13 protein-coding genes and 4 tRNA genes are annotated in these 13089 nt (G+C 64.5%); 7 read left to right on the forward strand and 10 right to left on the reverse strand.

Annotated elements, in window-relative coordinates:
• Window positions 1-99: 99 nt before the first annotated feature.
• The 5 genes from ABD05_RS10520 to rph form a co-directional block, all read right to left on the reverse strand.
• Window positions 100-495 carry a hypothetical protein gene (locus tag ABD05_RS10520; protein ID WP_047900070.1) on the reverse strand — a complete coding sequence of 132 codons (396 nt, stop codon included), beginning with the start codon at window positions 493-495 and terminating at the stop codon, window positions 100-102.
• A gap of 140 nt (window positions 496-635) precedes the next feature.
• Window positions 636-723 (reverse strand) — tRNA-Ser (locus ABD05_RS10525).
• 145 nt (window positions 724-868) lie between these two features.
• Window positions 869-2083, reverse strand: coding sequence for a radical SAM family heme chaperone HemW (hemW, locus tag ABD05_RS10530; protein ID WP_047900071.1), 1215 nt, complete (start codon window positions 2081-2083; stop codon window positions 869-871).
• A 34-nt stretch (window positions 2084-2117) separates the two neighbouring features.
• Window positions 2118-2744, reverse strand: a complete 627-nt coding sequence (gene rdgB, locus ABD05_RS10535; protein ID WP_047900072.1) for an RdgB/HAM1 family non-canonical purine NTP pyrophosphatase — start codon at window positions 2742-2744, stop codon at window positions 2118-2120.
• Window positions 2737-3477: a ribonuclease PH gene (rph, locus tag ABD05_RS10540; protein ID WP_047900073.1), complete on the reverse strand. Its 741-nt coding sequence runs from the start codon at window positions 3475-3477 to the stop codon at window positions 2737-2739. The genes rdgB and rph overlap by 8 nt, the downstream gene beginning before the upstream one ends.
• 174 nt (window positions 3478-3651) lie before the next feature.
• On the opposite strand from rph, the gene ABD05_RS10545 reads away from it, so the two are divergent.
• The 4 genes from ABD05_RS10545 to ABD05_RS10560 all read left to right on the forward strand — a co-directional run bounded on the left by ABD05_RS10545 (window position 3652) and on the right by ABD05_RS10560 (window position 7957).
• Window positions 3652-4575 carry a YicC/YloC family endoribonuclease gene (locus ABD05_RS10545; protein WP_047900074.1) on the forward strand — a complete coding sequence of 308 codons (924 nt, stop codon included), beginning with the start codon at window positions 3652-3654 and terminating at the stop codon, window positions 4573-4575.
• A 6-nt stretch (window positions 4576-4581) separates the two neighbouring features.
• Window positions 4582-5265, forward strand: coding sequence for a guanylate kinase (gene gmk / locus ABD05_RS10550; protein WP_047900075.1), 684 nt, complete (start codon window positions 4582-4584; stop codon window positions 5263-5265).
• 58 nt (window positions 5266-5323) lie between these two features.
• On the forward strand, window positions 5324-5527 hold the full coding sequence (rpoZ, locus tag ABD05_RS10555) for a DNA-directed RNA polymerase subunit omega (RefSeq protein WP_006025620.1): 204 nt from the start codon (window positions 5324-5326) through the stop codon (window positions 5525-5527).
• A 63-nt stretch (window positions 5528-5590) separates the two neighbouring features.
• Complete coding sequence (locus ABD05_RS10560) at window positions 5591-7957, forward strand: RelA/SpoT family protein (RefSeq protein WP_047900076.1); 2367 nt, start codon at window positions 5591-5593, stop codon at window positions 7955-7957.
• A gap of 191 nt (window positions 7958-8148) precedes the next feature.
• Here ABD05_RS10560 and ABD05_RS10565 read toward each other — a convergent pair.
• The 3 genes from ABD05_RS10565 to ABD05_RS10575 all read right to left on the reverse strand — a co-directional run bounded on the left by ABD05_RS10565 (window position 8149) and on the right by ABD05_RS10575 (window position 8505).
• Window positions 8149-8225: transfer RNA gene (locus ABD05_RS10565), tRNA-Arg, on the reverse strand.
• Window positions 8226-8286: 61 nt separating this feature from the next.
• A tRNA-Arg gene (locus ABD05_RS10570) sits at window positions 8287-8363 on the reverse strand.
• A gap of 65 nt (window positions 8364-8428) precedes the next feature.
• Window positions 8429-8505 (reverse strand) — tRNA-Arg (locus tag ABD05_RS10575).
• A gap of 131 nt (window positions 8506-8636) precedes the next feature.
• Here ABD05_RS10575 and greB point away from each other — a divergent pair.
• Window positions 8637-9197 carry a transcription elongation factor GreB gene (greB, locus tag ABD05_RS10580; RefSeq protein WP_047900077.1) on the forward strand — a complete coding sequence of 187 codons (561 nt, stop codon included), beginning with the start codon at window positions 8637-8639 and terminating at the stop codon, window positions 9195-9197.
• Between the two features lie 83 nt (window positions 9198-9280).
• Here greB and ABD05_RS10585 read toward each other — a convergent pair whose 3' ends face one another.
• Together ABD05_RS10585 and ABD05_RS10590 are read right to left on the reverse strand one after the other, a co-directional pair.
• Window positions 9281-10426 carry a porin gene (locus ABD05_RS10585; RefSeq protein ID WP_047900078.1) on the reverse strand — a complete coding sequence of 382 codons (1146 nt, stop codon included), beginning with the start codon at window positions 10424-10426 and terminating at the stop codon, window positions 9281-9283.
• 500 nt (window positions 10427-10926) lie between these two features.
• Complete coding sequence (locus ABD05_RS10590) at window positions 10927-11193, reverse strand: hypothetical protein (RefSeq protein ID WP_047900079.1); 267 nt, start codon at window positions 11191-11193, stop codon at window positions 10927-10929.
• 393 nt (window positions 11194-11586) lie between these two features.
• Between ABD05_RS10590 and ABD05_RS10595 the strand changes: the two genes are divergently transcribed.
• Together ABD05_RS10595 and ABD05_RS10600 are read left to right on the forward strand one after the other, a co-directional pair.
• Window positions 11587-11790, forward strand: a complete 204-nt coding sequence (locus tag ABD05_RS10595; protein WP_011351289.1) for a cold-shock protein — start codon at window positions 11587-11589, stop codon at window positions 11788-11790.
• Window positions 11791-11931: 141 nt separating this feature from the next.
• Entirely contained in the window at window positions 11932-13059 is a 1128-nt protein-coding gene (locus ABD05_RS10600) for an exonuclease domain-containing protein (RefSeq protein ID WP_047900080.1), read from the forward strand.
• Window positions 13060-13089 lie beyond the last annotated feature (30 nt).

Here is a 13089-nt window from a genome sequence, read left to right on the forward strand (position 1 = left end):
TGCCGGCGCGGTGCGACGGCGGCCGTTACGCGGATTCGGTTGTGCGCTGCCGCGAGCGCACGTCCCGTGTCGACTGACGGGCTCGCGCGGGTGGCTGCGTCATTGTTTGCAGCGCGCGTCCTTTCGCTGCACGACGACGATCACCGGGTACTTCTGGCCGTGGTCGAGTTCGACGCGCGCCACGACGGTCAGCGTCGCCGGATCGGAATCGTCGTACACGCTGACCTGTTCGTTCCGGAGGTAGGTCACGCCGGTGCAGTTCGACGTGCGTCCGTCGTCCGACACCTTGCACTGGAGATCGTTGTCCTTCAGGTAGTTGTAGGGTGACGGGCTCGCGAGGTATTCGCTCAGGCCGCGCGGCGAGCCGCCGACGCCGGTCACGTACGCGATCGCGCACGACGCCTGCGCGTCGCTGCCGGAGGCGGTGTCGGCCGCGGCGTGCGTGCTGACGGCAGCCAGCATCGCGACGAGCGACGAGACGATGAAGGGTTTCATGACGTGGGTTTCCCGTTTCGCGAATCGGAGCGCGGGATTGTAACGGCATCCGGCGCGACGCGTCGGAACGTGGGGGGAGGGGCGTGCGCACAAACAAAAACCCCGTCATTCAGCGAATGGACGGGGTTTGGCGAACTTGCTGGCGGAAGCGGTGAGATTCGAACTCACGGACAGTTTCCCGTCGCTGGTTTTCAAGACCAGTGCCTTAAACCGCTCGGCCACGCTTCCACGCGAGGCGGCATTGTAACCGAAATGCCGCGCCTGTCGACCGGAGTTGGCACTTCAGTGCTTACTCCGGTCCCATGCTTCGCGGTCGACCGGAGTCGGCACTTCAGTGCCTCCTACTCCAGTCCCATGCTTCGCATTCATCGCTTCAGTCGTCGCGCAGGAACAATTCCTGCAGGTCGTTGAGGAAACGCTGGCCGAGCGGCGTCGGCGCGATCTGCGCGAAATCGCGCGCGATCAGCCCGCGCCGTTCCGCTTCCTTCAGCGCCGGCTCGATCGTGCTCATCGGCAGGCCCGTGCGTTCGGCGAAGCTGTGCACGGGGAAACCCTCGACGAGCCGCAGCGTGTTCAGCATGAACTCGAACGGCAGGTCGCGCGCACCGACCTCACGCTCTTCCTGCACGGCCGTGCCGGCCATCGCCTGCTCGATGAAGGTTGCCGGATGCTTGTAGCGTGCCTGCCGCAAGATCCGGTTCGGGAACGACAGCTTCGTGTGCGCGCCCGCACCGATCCCGAGATAGTCGCCGAAGCGCCAGTAGTTCAGGTTGTGCTTGCACTGGTGATTCGGCTTCGCGTAGGCGGAGACTTCGTAACGCCCGTAGCCGGCCTCGGCCGTGCGCGCGTGGATCCATTCCTGCATGTCGGCCGACGCGTCGTCGTCGGGAACGACGGGCGGGAACTTCGCGAACAGCGTGTTCGGCTCGAGCGTCAGGTGATACAGCGACAGGTGCGGCGGCGCGAACGACAGCGCAGTCTCGATGTCGGTGCGGCATTCGTCGAGCGTCTGGTTCGGCAGCGCGAACATCAGGTCGAGGTTGAAGTTGTCGAAGTTCCTCGCGGCGATCTCGACGGCCGCGCGCGCCTGCGCGGTGTCGTGAATCCGGCCGAGCGCCTTCAGGTGCGCTTCGTTGAAGCTCTGGATGCCGACCGACAGCCGGTTCACGCCGCTCGCGCGGAACTGCGCGAACTTCGCGGCCTCGAACGTGCCCGGATTCGCCTCGAGCGTGATCTCGGCATCGGCGTCGAGCGGCAGCAGCGCGCGCACGTCGGACAGCATCCGGTCGAGGCCGGCGGCCGACAGCAGGCTCGGCGTGCCGCCGCCGATGAACACGGTATGCACCTGCCGTCCCCACACGAGCGGCAGCGCCTGCTCGAGATCGGCGCGCAGCGCGTCGAGATACTCGGTTTCCGGGAACCGTTCGCCTTTCCACTCGTGCGAGTTGAAATCGCAGTATGGGCACTTGCGCACGCACCACGGGAAATGCACGTACAGCGCGAGCGGCGGCAGCGACGCGAGCCGCACCTGTCCCGGCGACGTGAACGTCGCGACGACGCGCGCGCCGGTTTCCGCGGCCTGGCTCATGCGGCCTCCTGCAGCGAATGGGTATCGGGCACGGTCATGCTTCCTCCGCGAGCCGCGCAAGCAGCGCCTTCAGCGCAAGCGCGCGATGGCTGTGCGTGTTCTTCACGGCCGGCTCGAGTTCGGCTGCCGTCGCGCCGAGCGATGGCAGGTAGAAATACGGGTCATAGCCGAATCCGTGCTCGCCGCGCGGCGTGTCGACGATTTCGCCGGCCCAGCGCCCTTCGGCGAACAGCGGCTCGGGATCGTCCGCATGGCGCACGAGCGCGAGCACGCAACAGTAGTATGCGCGCCGGTCGTCGACGCCGCGCAACTGCTCGACGAGATACGCGTTGTTCGCCGCGTCGCCCTTGTCGCGGCCCGCGCGCTGCGCGTAGCGCGCCGAATAGACGCCCGGTGCGCCGCGCAGCACGCGCACGCACAGGCCCGAATCGTCGGCGATCGCCGGCAGCCCGGTGAGCCGCGACGCGTGCCGCGCCTTCGTCAGCGCGTTCTCGATGAACGTGCCGAACGGTTCTTCCGCTTCGGGCACCGCAAGGTCGCCCTGCGGGACGATCTCGATGCCGACCGTCGCGAACAGCGCGGTGAATTCGCGCAGCTTGCCGGGGTTGTTCGACGCGAGAACGATGCGCGACAGCTGCGCGATGGTGCGATCGTCAGGCATGACCGGCGCCCAGGACGTCCTTCTGCAACTGCACGAGTTCGGCGATCCCGCCCTGCGCGAGGTCGAGCAGCGCATTCATCTCGGCGCGCGAGAACGGCACGCCTTCGGCCGTGCCCTGGACTTCGACGAAGCCGCCGGCGCCCGTCATCACGACGTTCATGTCGGTATCGCAGCGCGAATCTTCCGGGTAGTCGAGATCGAGCACCGGCGCGCCTTCGTACACGCCGACCGAGATCGCGGCGACGTGGTCGGTGATCGGCGAGCGGGTGACCTTGCCGGCCGCGATCAGCTTCGACACGGCGTCGTGCGCGGCGACGAATGCGCCGGTGATGCTCGCCGTGCGCGTGCCGCCGTCGGCCTGGATCACGTCGCAGTCGATGTGGATCGTGCGCGGGCCGAGTGCCTCGAGATCGAACACCGCGCGCAGCGCGCGGCCGATCAGGCGCTGAATTTCCTGCGTCCGGCCCGTCTGCTTGCCGCGCGCGGCTTCGCGGTCGCTGCGCGTGTGCGTCGCACGCGGCAGCATCCCGTATTCGGCGGTCAGCCAGCCTTGCCCGCGGTCGCGCAGGAATTCGGGCACGCGTTCGGCGACGCTCGCGGTGCAGAGCACCTTGGTGTCGCCGAATTCGACCAGCACGGAGCCTTCGGCATGTTTCGTGTAGTGGCGCGTGAGGGCGACCTTGCGCAGTTCGTCGGCGCGGCGGCCGCTCGGGCGGGAAAGGGAAGACGTCATGTGGGAATCGCGGAAGGAGAGGAAACCCCGATTTTAGCGCCGAACGGCGGGCTTGCCCGGCGGGGTGGTCCGCAAAAATGGGATAATGCGCGCTTCCCGCCCCGCGCTTATCCGATGCGCCGGGCGCCTCGACATATCCCCGCCCGCGAGGGCAACCAGACGGCGAGACGAACCATGATCTACAGCATGACGGGCTACGCGAGCGCGACGCGCGAACTCGCAACGGCCACCGGCAACGGCGGCACCAGCGTGTCGGTCGAACTGCGCACCGTGAACTCGCGCTTCCTCGACCTGAATTTCCGGATGCCGGACGACGTGCGCGCGTGCGAACCCGCGCTGCGCGAAATGCTGATGAACAAGCTGTCGCGCGGCAAGGTCGACGTGCGCATCAACCTGCAGCGCGGCGAACAGAGCATCGGCGCGGGCGCGCTGAACCAGTCGGCGCTCGGCCAGCTTGCCGATCTCGAGCGCACCGTGCTCGACTCGTTCCCGGGCGTCGGCCGTCTGCGCGCGGGCGAGATCCTGCGCTGGCCCGGCGTGATCGCCGAAAGCGGCGTGTCGGCCGACGCGATCCGCGACGCGGTGCTCGCGTGCGGCAAGGAAGCGATCGGCGAGCTCGTCGTCGTGCGTTCGCGCGAAGGCGCGCAACTGGCGACGATGCTGCTGTCGAACGTCGCCGAGATGGAAGCGATCGTCGCGCGCATCACGCCGCTCGTGCCGGAGCTGATCGCGAAGCATCAGCAGAAGATCGTCGAGCGTCTGCAGGAAGCGCTCGGCATCGCGGCACCCGAAGGCAGCGCGCCGATCGTGACGCGCGAGGAAGCCGCGGAGCGCATTCGTCAGGAAGTGACGATGTACGGGATCCGGATCGACATCGCGGAAGAGCTGTCGCGGCTTACCGCGCACCTGAACGAAACGCGTCATGTGATCGAGAAGGGCGGCCGCGTCGGCAAGCGTCTCGACTTCATGATGCAGGAACTGAATCGCGAAGCGAACACGCTCGGCTCGAAGGCGGCGGCGAAGGAACTGGCCGACGCGTCGATGGCACTCAAGCTGTTGATCGAGCAGATGCGCGAGCAAGTGCAAAACCTGGAGTAAAGCAACATGATCGAATCCACCCGCGACGGCCACGCCGCGCATTCGCTGCACGGCGGCGTCTATCCCGGCAACCTGTTCATGGTCGTCGCGCCGTCGGGCGCCGGCAAGTCGACGCTCGTGAATGCGCTGCTGTCGAAGGACAGCGACATCTGCCTGTCGATCTCGTACACGACGCGCAAGCCGCGCCCGGGCGAACAGGACGGCCAGCATTACCACTTCACGTCCGTCGAGGATTTCCGCGCGCGTCACGCGGCGCACGAATTTCTCGAGAGCGCGGAAGTGCACGGCAACTACTACGGCACGTCGCGCGTCTGGATCGAAGAGCAGATGAAGAACGGCCACGACGTGCTGCTCGAGATCGACTGGCAGGGCGCGCTGCAGGTGAAGAAGCAGTTCCGCAACGCGGTCGGCATCTTCATCCTGCCGCCGTCGCTCGACGCGCTCGAAGAGCGTCTGAAGAAGCGCGGCCAGGACGAACCGAACGTGATCACGCGGCGCCTGCTGGCCGCCGGCAGCGAGATCGCGCACGCGTCGGAAGCGGAATACGTGGTGATCAACGAGAATTTCGAGCGTGCGCTCGCGGAGCTCGAATGCATCGTCGCGGCGACGCGCCTGCGCTTTGCTTCGCAGTACGCGCGACACACCGAGCTGTTCATCGAGCTCGGCATCCATCTGCCCCACGCGGAATGACGCGGGGGCAGAGGGACATAAGGTAGAATAAGGACTATATTCAGAAGGAATTACCACCATGGCTCGCATTACCGTCGAAGACTGCCTGAAGCAAATCCCGAACCGCTTCGAACTGGCGCTCGCCGCCACCTATCGCGCGCGGCAGCTCGCGCAAGGCCATACGCCGAAGATCGAAAGCCGCGACAAGCCGACCGTCGTCGCGCTGCGCGAGATCGCCGCCGGCCAGGTCGGCGTCGAGATGCTGAAGAAGGTGCCGGTGTAACGCGCATCCGGCCCGTTCCAGCCATGTAATCCACGCGCGCAACGACTCGACCTGGAGGCGAATATGAGCACCACCCCATCGTCCGCCTCCGCGGATCCGACCACCGAAGCCACGGCCCAGTCGCCTGCGCGCCAGTACATCGACGCGGTCCTCGAACAGTCCTTCCGGCATCTGTTCGGGCCGACCGCCACTCCGGAGCAGCCGCGCAAGCACGGCGTCGTTTCGATCGCGAAACTGACGGCCGCGCTTGCCGAGTATCTCGCTCCGGACGAAATCAAAGAGGTCAAGGCGGCGTTCCACTTCAGCGACGAAGCCCACCTCGGTCAATATCGCCAGAGCGGCGAACCCTACATCACCCATCCCGTCGCCGTCGCGGAAATCTGCGCCGGCTGGAAGCTCGACGCGCAGGCCGTGATGGCCGCGCTGCTGCACGACGTGATGGAAGACCAGGGCGTGACCAAGAACGAGCTGGCCGAACGGTTCGGCCCGAAGGTCGCCGAACTGGTCGACGGCCTGTCGAAGCTCGACAAGATGGAATTCCGCAGCCGCGAGGAAGCGCAGGCGGAAAACTTCCGCAAGATGCTGCTCGCGATGGCCCGCGACGTGCGGGTCATTCTCGTCAAGCTTGCCGATCGCCTGCACAACATGCGCACGCTCGGCGCGGTGCCGATGGAAAAGCGCCGCCGCGTCGCGCGGGAAACGCTCGACATCTACGCGCCGATCGCGCACCGGCTCGGGTTGAACAACACGTATCGCGAGCTGCAGGACATGAGCTTCGCGAACTTCAACCCGCATCGCTACGCGACGCTCGAGAAGGCCGTGAAGGCCGCGCGCGGCAATCGCCGCGAAGTGATCAGCAAGATCCTCGAGGCCGCGCAGCGCGCGATGGCCGACGCGAAGATCGACGCCGAAATCACCGGCCGCGAAAAGACCATCTACAGCGTCTACCGGAAGATGCGCGACAAGCAGCTGTCGTTCTCGCAGGTGCTCGACGTGTACGGCTTTCGCGTCGTCGTCGACAGCGCGCTCGACTGCTACACGTGCATCGGCGCGCTGCACGCGCTGTACAAGCCGGTGCCCGGCAAGTTCAAGGACTACATCGCGATCCCGAAGATCAACGGCTATCAGTCGCTGCACACGACGCTCGTCGGCCCGTTCGGCGCGCCGATCGAGTTCCAGGTGCGCACGCGCAAGATGCACGAGATCGCCGAAGCGGGGGTCGCTGCGCACTGGCTGTACAAGAACGGCAGTGCGGATCTCAGCGACGTGCAGAAGCGCGCACACCAGTGGCTGAAGTCGTTGCTCGACATCCAGAGCGAAGCCGGCGATTCGAGCGAATTCCTCGAGCACGTGAAGATCGACCTGTTCCCGGACGCGGTCTACGTGTTCACGCCGAAGTCGAAGATCATGGCGCTGCCGCGCGGCGCGACGGCGCTCGATTTTGCCTATTCGATCCACAGCGATCTCGGCAACCAGTGCGTCGCAGTGAAGATCAACAACGAGCTGCTGCCGCTGCGTACCGAGCTGAAGAGCGGCGACATCGTCGAGGTGATCACCGCGCCGTATTCGAAGCCGAACCCCGCATGGCTCGGCTTCGTGCGTACCGGCAAGGCGCGCTCGGCGATTCGTCACTACCTGAAGACGATGCGCCTGAACGAATCCGTGCAGCTCGGCGAGCGGCTCGTCGACCAGAGCCTGAAGGGCTATGGTCTCGCGCTGGCCGACGTTGCGCCGGAAGTGTGGGAAAAGCTCGTGCAGTGGACGGGTAACAAGAGTCGTCAGGAAATTTTCGCGGACATCGGCCTCGGCCGCCGCGTCGCCGCGGTGATGGCCAAGCGCATCGAGGTGCTGATGAGCGGCCGCGACGCGGACGACGACCTGCCGAAGTCCGAGCGGCATCCGGCGCATCATGCGCCGCCGGTCGTGATTACCGGCACCGAAGGGATGTCCGTGCAGTTGTCGGCATGCTGCCGGCCGATTCCGGGCGACGCGATCATGGGCTACATCGGCATCGGCCTGGGGATGGCGATTCATACGACCGATTGCCGCGTTGCGCAGCGCATCCATCGCCGCGATCCGGGCCGCTGGATCGACGTCGAGTGGGCGCCGCAGCCGGGCCGCCTGTTCGATGTCGCGGTGAAGGCGCTCGTGAAGAACACGAAGGGCATCTTTGCGCGCGTCGCCGCGGACATCACGTCGGCCGACGCGAACATCGTTCATATCGCGATGGACGAAGATCTGACGCACGAATCGACGGTGCTGCGTTTCGTGATCCAGGTCAGCGACCGCGTGCATCTCGCGAACGTGATGCGGCGAGTGCGAACCAATCCGGACGTGATGCGGATCATGCGCGAGCGCTCGACCGACGACGGCGCGCATGCGCGCCACGACGGCGGCATGCGCATCGAGCGCGAGCGGCAGGATTATTGACGCGAACCCTTGCGGGCGATCGTTCAACGGGCGGCTGATGGCCGCCGTTTTCATTTGTGTTGTGGAGCGAAGGTGCGGTATTGCCGGCGCTCTTCCGAGGCGCGTCGGACGCACGCATATCGTGACGCGAGTGAGGGGAGAGGAGAGGCAGAAAAGAAAAAGGGCTTTCCCGGAGGAAAGCCCTTTTAAGGTGGCGCGGCTGGCAGGATTCGAACCCACGACCCCTTGGTTCGTAGCCAAGTACTCTATCCAACTGAGCTACAGCCGCACGCAAAACGGTACTGCTTCAACTGTCGGAACCTTCTGCGATGGGAAGGCCCCCAAAAAAGTGGCGCGGCTGGCAGGATTCGAACCCACGACCCCTTGGTTCGTAGCCAAGTACTCTATCCAACTGAGCTACAGCCGCACGCAAAACAAAATGCTACTACTTCGAACTGAAAGGGCCTTCGGTTGGGAAGGCCCTCGAAAAGGTGGCGCGGCTGGCAGGATTCGAACCCACGACCCCTTGGTTCGTAGCCAAGTACTCTATCCAACTGAGCTACAGCCGCACGCAGAAGCGAAATTATAGCAGGGTTGTATAAAAAGGGAAGCCTTATTCGCGAATTACGCGGCGCGGCCTTGGCGGGGCGTCCTTCGTGTACCCTTGGAGCATCAGTCATCCACGTGTTGAATCTGCATCATGAACAAGGCGTTTGTCAAAGAGTCGGATGGTGACGACGACGATCTCGACCAGGCTCAACCCGCCATTCCGGCGGGCGCGAAGAACTACATCACGCCGGCCGGCCACAAGCGGCTGAGGGACGAGCTGCTGAACCTGATCGACGTCGAGCGCCCCGAGGTCGTGCGGCTCGTGTCGTGGGCCGCGTCGAACGGCGACCGGTCGGAGAACGGCGATTACATCTACGGCAAGCGGCGGCTTCGCGAGATCGATCGCCGCATCCGCTTCCTGACGAAACGGCTCGATCTCGCCGAAGTCGTCGACGCGAGCCGGCAGGAGAATGTCGACCAGGTGTTCTTCGGCGCAACGGTCGATTACGAGACGCCGGACGGCGAGGACCACACGGTCACGATCGTCGGGATCGACGAGGTCGATCTCGACCACGGCTGCGTCAGTTGGATTTCGCCGGTTGCGCGTGCGCTGATCAAGGCGAAGATCGGCGATACCGTCACGCTGATGACGCCGGCCGGCCCGCAGCCGATCGACATACTCGACGTCCGTTATCCGGCACCGCGCGCCTGAGCGGCGGCCCGCGTATTCCGGCAAAGAAAAAGCGCCCCGGCGGGGCGCTTCGTCATCCGGCGCGAAGCGGATGCGCCGGTCGCTCAGAAGCGATGGCGCAGGCCGGCCGTGACCGCGATCTGCTTGTTGGTCGAAGACGCGGCGCCCAGCCCGTTGATGTTGGCGCCGAGGTCGAGGCCGTCGTTGTTGACCTTCTGGAATTCACCCTGCAGGTACACGTCGGTGCGCTTCGACAGCGCATAGTCGGCTTGCAGGTTGAACTGGTGCCAGGTCGGCTTGTCGCCGGCGAGACGGCCCTGCGTGTACGTGTAGGAACCGGCGAGCGACAGTGCCGGCGTCAGCGCGTAGCGGCCGTTGACTTCGTAGTTGCTGAAGCGGGCGGTTCCGCCGAGGCCCGTGATGCCGCCGGATACGCCGGACTGGCCCGCGCTGATTGCGCGGATGCCGGTCAGGCGCGTCTGCGTGAACACGAAGCCGACCGTGGCGGGGCCGAACCCGTAATTCAGGCCCGCGCCCCAGGTACGCTGCACGCGCGACGCGAAGGTCCAGTCGCCGGTCACCGCGCCCGGATCGGTCGCGGCCAGCGCGAGCGAGTTCACGTCGCTGTTCAACTGCAAGTAGGCCGCGGCGAAGTTGAAGCCCAGGTAGCTGTACGACACGCCGCCGCTATACGCGCGGTTGTTCGCGAACGCCGTCGAGTTCGAGAATCCGTACAACGCACCGAACTTCAGGCCGCCGTAGTTCGCGCTCTGGTACTTGACCGAGTTGTTGATCCGGAACGAGTTGTTCAGGTTGTCGTTGTCGAACGGGTGCGCAAACTGCGTGCCGCCGTATTGCGTACCGGTCAGCGACAGCGGCCCGAGATAGTCGACGACGCTGTCGTACTGGCGGCCAAGCGTCAGCGAGCCATAGCTGTTGTGCGAGAGGCCGACGAACGCTTGCCGGCCGAATTCGCGGCCGTTCTGCTTCAGCGCGCCGTTGTTGATGCCGAAACCATTTTCCAGCGTGAAGATTGCTTTCAGGCCGCCGCCGAGATCTTCGGTGCCGCGCAAGCCCCAACGGCTGCCGTTGACCGAACCGCTCGTTTCCTGCCAGGCGCTGTGACCGTGCTGATTGTTCGTATAGGTGATGCCTGCGTCGATCAGGCCGTACAACGTCACGCTGCTTTGTGCGTGTGCTGCCGTAACGAATACACCCGACAATGCGGTGACGATCAGGGTTTTTTTCATGGATCTGTCTCCAAACAGGATGATGTCGATCGAACCTGCTGCCGGACGGGTGTGTTGTGCCTGACGCTGTGGCCGGCCCGGCAGGGCGGCGGTGCGTTTCTCAGAAAGCTATTTGCAGTGTACGGAGCGGGCGGAGCAGGCGAGAGGCGCGCTTTAAGCAATAATGTATTTTGGAATCCGCAAAGATCGGAAAATGCGCGCAAACGATTGTCCATCAAGGGTTTGCGGCGGTGCGGCGAAAGAAATTGGCGATCAGGAGTACGTAGCGGGCGTTGCGTGGGTGCGACAGACGATCAGCAGCAGGTGGTGGCAGCCGCAGCGCGATTATTGACGCATCGGCAATAGAGGTTTGTGTGGAGCATGGCTAATGAAAGGATGTTCTCTCGCTATACTGCGATCTCTGCTTTCCGAAGCAGACTTTTTCGTTGACGGAAAAGATCTCCAAACCTTTGTCGGCGCGACTTCCCAGTCGCGCTTTTTTTTGCCCCGCTTACCGTGAGCTATTGCGCGTACCTTCGCCGCTTTCGCTTGCTTGGCGGTGCAGCTTCCTCGGTTTCGGTTTGCGGCGGCGTGTAGGTCCAGTCTTCCATCACGTAGTGACGGGCATCCAGCGGTGATGCGAGCAGGTTCTGCCAGTGATCGCCGTGCCAGGTCGTATCGAACTCGGTGTCGCACGGCGCTTCGCGAGCGGACTCGGCCAGGGCGCGGGACTTGCGGCGTACGCGTCCGAGTCGGCTCGCGAAGCGCTTGATTCCGTCCAGCCACATGACCCTCTCCTTCCTTTCGGCGTTACACCAGCATCGCAATGTCCCCGGATTTCCGCAACCCGGAAAAAACCCGAGGATTTTACCGAGCCGATTTGTCCCCGGTAGGATTTTCAGGGCCGAGATTATTGATGATCCGATCCCGGTAATATTGACAGGTTTTTGATGCGAATCAATTAATCAAAGGCGGCGGTGTACCGATTCCAGTGGTATTAGCGCTTTTTTGATAAAGAGGTCGCTAAAAATTTTCTTGACGCACCCGGATTGTCCAATTTATAAAGTCAGCACTCCGTCCTCGGGCGGCGTGCTGGTGCGGGTGCTGGCGCAATGTTTCGGGATTTCGGGAAACGGCTATAAAAATAGCTTTTTTGATCTAAACGAGTGGGGAACGAAGACATGGATACCGGTATCGTGAAATGGTTTAACGATGCTAAAGGTTTCGGCTTTATTACGTCGGACAATGGTGGTGAAGATTTGTTTGCGCACTTTTCCGAAATCAAGATGGACGGTTTCAAGACGCTGAAGGAAAACCAGCGTGTTTCGTTCGACGTGAAAGTCGGGCCGAAAGGCAAGCAGGCAGCGAATATCCAGGCGGTCTGACGCGCCTCGCATTGCCGATCACGTCCGGCCCCCGCATCGCGGGGGCTTTTCGTTTTCCGGGGGCGGATCGTTGCCGTCCGCGCTGGCCGCGAACACGCATGCCGGTGCATACTCACGGAAGCATCGTTTCCGTGTCTTTTCATGTCCGATTCCCGCCCGCCCGATCCCGCCAGCGAACAACCGCTCGTCTTCGTCGACCTTGAAACCACCGGTGGTTCGTCCGCCGAGCATCGCATCACCGAAATCGGCGTGGTCGAAATCGGCCCGCTCGGCGTGTCGACGTGGACGACGCTCGTCAATCCGGGCCAGCCGATTCCGCCGTTCATCCAGCAACTGACGGGCATTTCGGACGAGATGGTGCGCGATGCGCCGTCGTTCGCGTCGCTCGCGCCGGCGCTGTTCGAGCGGCTCGGCGGCAAGCTGTTCGTCGCGCACAACGCGAGCTTCGATCGCGGTTTCCTGCGCGCCGAATTCGAGCGCGCCGGCTTCGCATTCAATCCCGATGTGCTGTGTACGGTACGGCTGTCACGCGCGCTGTTCCCGCGCGAGTCGCGGCACGGTCTCGACGCATTGATCGAACGGCATGGCCTCGTTCCGGCTGCGCGCCACCGGGCACTCGCGGATGCCGACCTGCTCTGGCAGTTCTGGCGCCAGTTGCACGACATCGTGCCGCTCGAGCGACTGCGCGACCAGATCGCGCGCACGACGCGCCACTTCCGTCTGGGCGGCGATCTGACCGAAGCCTGGCTCGACACCGCGCCGGCCGGGTGCGGCGCGTACGCGCTGTTCGGGGAGGGTGGCGAAGCGTTGTATGTCGGCCGCAGCGTGCGTGTGCGGCAGCGGCTGCGCGCGCTGTTGACCGGCGAGCGGCGCTCGTCGAAGGAAATGCGGCTCGCGCAGCAGGTGCGGCGCGTCGAATGGCGCGAGACCGGTAATGAGCTGGGCGCGATGCTGGCTGAAGCGCAATGGATCGCCCGGCTGCGTCCGTCGTACAACCGGCGTCCGGCGGCCGATACGGCCCGTGCGGGCGGCGCGCCCTGGCCGTTCGAGGGCGCCGTTGCATTCGAGGCGAACGGCGAGCGCCGCCTGTTTCATGTGATCGACGGCTGGCGCTACCTCGGCTCGGCGGAATCGCTCGACGCGGCCGCGCGGCTCGTGGCCGACGCGGCGGACAGCACGTTCGAACCCTTCACCCATCGCCTGCTGCAGACGCATCTCGCGCGCGGGCTCCAACTGATTCCGCTCGCTGCGCTCACGCCGGCGGGTTGAGTGCAGCGGCGCGATTCGCGCCCGCGGCAC

Source organism: Burkholderia pyrrocinia, assembly GCF_001028665.1.
Taxonomy (GTDB): Bacteria; Pseudomonadota; Gammaproteobacteria; order Burkholderiales; family Burkholderiaceae; genus Burkholderia; species Burkholderia pyrrocinia.

Coding starts and splice junctions, on each gene's coding strand:
- ABD05_RS10520 (WP_047900070.1), bottom strand. CDS start 495: ATGAAACCCTTCATCGTCTCGTCGCTCGTCGCGATGCTGGCTGCCGTC.
- hemW (WP_047900071.1), bottom strand. CDS start 2,083: ATGAGCCAGGCCGCGGAAACCGGCGCGCGCGTCGTCGCGACGTTCACG.
- rdgB (WP_047900072.1), bottom strand. CDS start 2,744: ATGCCTGACGATCGCACCATCGCGCAGCTGTCGCGCATCGTTCTCGCG.
- rph (WP_047900073.1), bottom strand. CDS start 3,477: ATGACGTCTTCCCTTTCCCGCCCGAGCGGCCGCCGCGCCGACGAACTG.
- ABD05_RS10545 (WP_047900074.1), top strand. CDS start 3,652: ATGATCTACAGCATGACGGGCTACGCGAGCGCGACGCGCGAACTCGCA.
- gmk (WP_047900075.1), top strand. CDS start 4,582: ATGATCGAATCCACCCGCGACGGCCACGCCGCGCATTCGCTGCACGGC.
- rpoZ (WP_006025620.1), top strand. CDS start 5,324: ATGGCTCGCATTACCGTCGAAGACTGCCTGAAGCAAATCCCGAACCGC.
- ABD05_RS10560 (WP_047900076.1), top strand. CDS start 5,591: ATGAGCACCACCCCATCGTCCGCCTCCGCGGATCCGACCACCGAAGCC.
- greB (WP_047900077.1), top strand. CDS start 8,637: ATGAACAAGGCGTTTGTCAAAGAGTCGGATGGTGACGACGACGATCTC.
- ABD05_RS10585 (WP_047900078.1), bottom strand. CDS start 10,426: ATGAAAAAAACCCTGATCGTCACCGCATTGTCGGGTGTATTCGTTACG.
- ABD05_RS10590 (WP_047900079.1), bottom strand. CDS start 11,193: ATGTGGCTGGACGGAATCAAGCGCTTCGCGAGCCGACTCGGACGCGTA.
- ABD05_RS10595 (WP_011351289.1), top strand. CDS start 11,587: ATGGATACCGGTATCGTGAAATGGTTTAACGATGCTAAAGGTTTCGGC.
- ABD05_RS10600 (WP_047900080.1), top strand. CDS start 11,932: ATGTCCGATTCCCGCCCGCCCGATCCCGCCAGCGAACAACCGCTCGTC.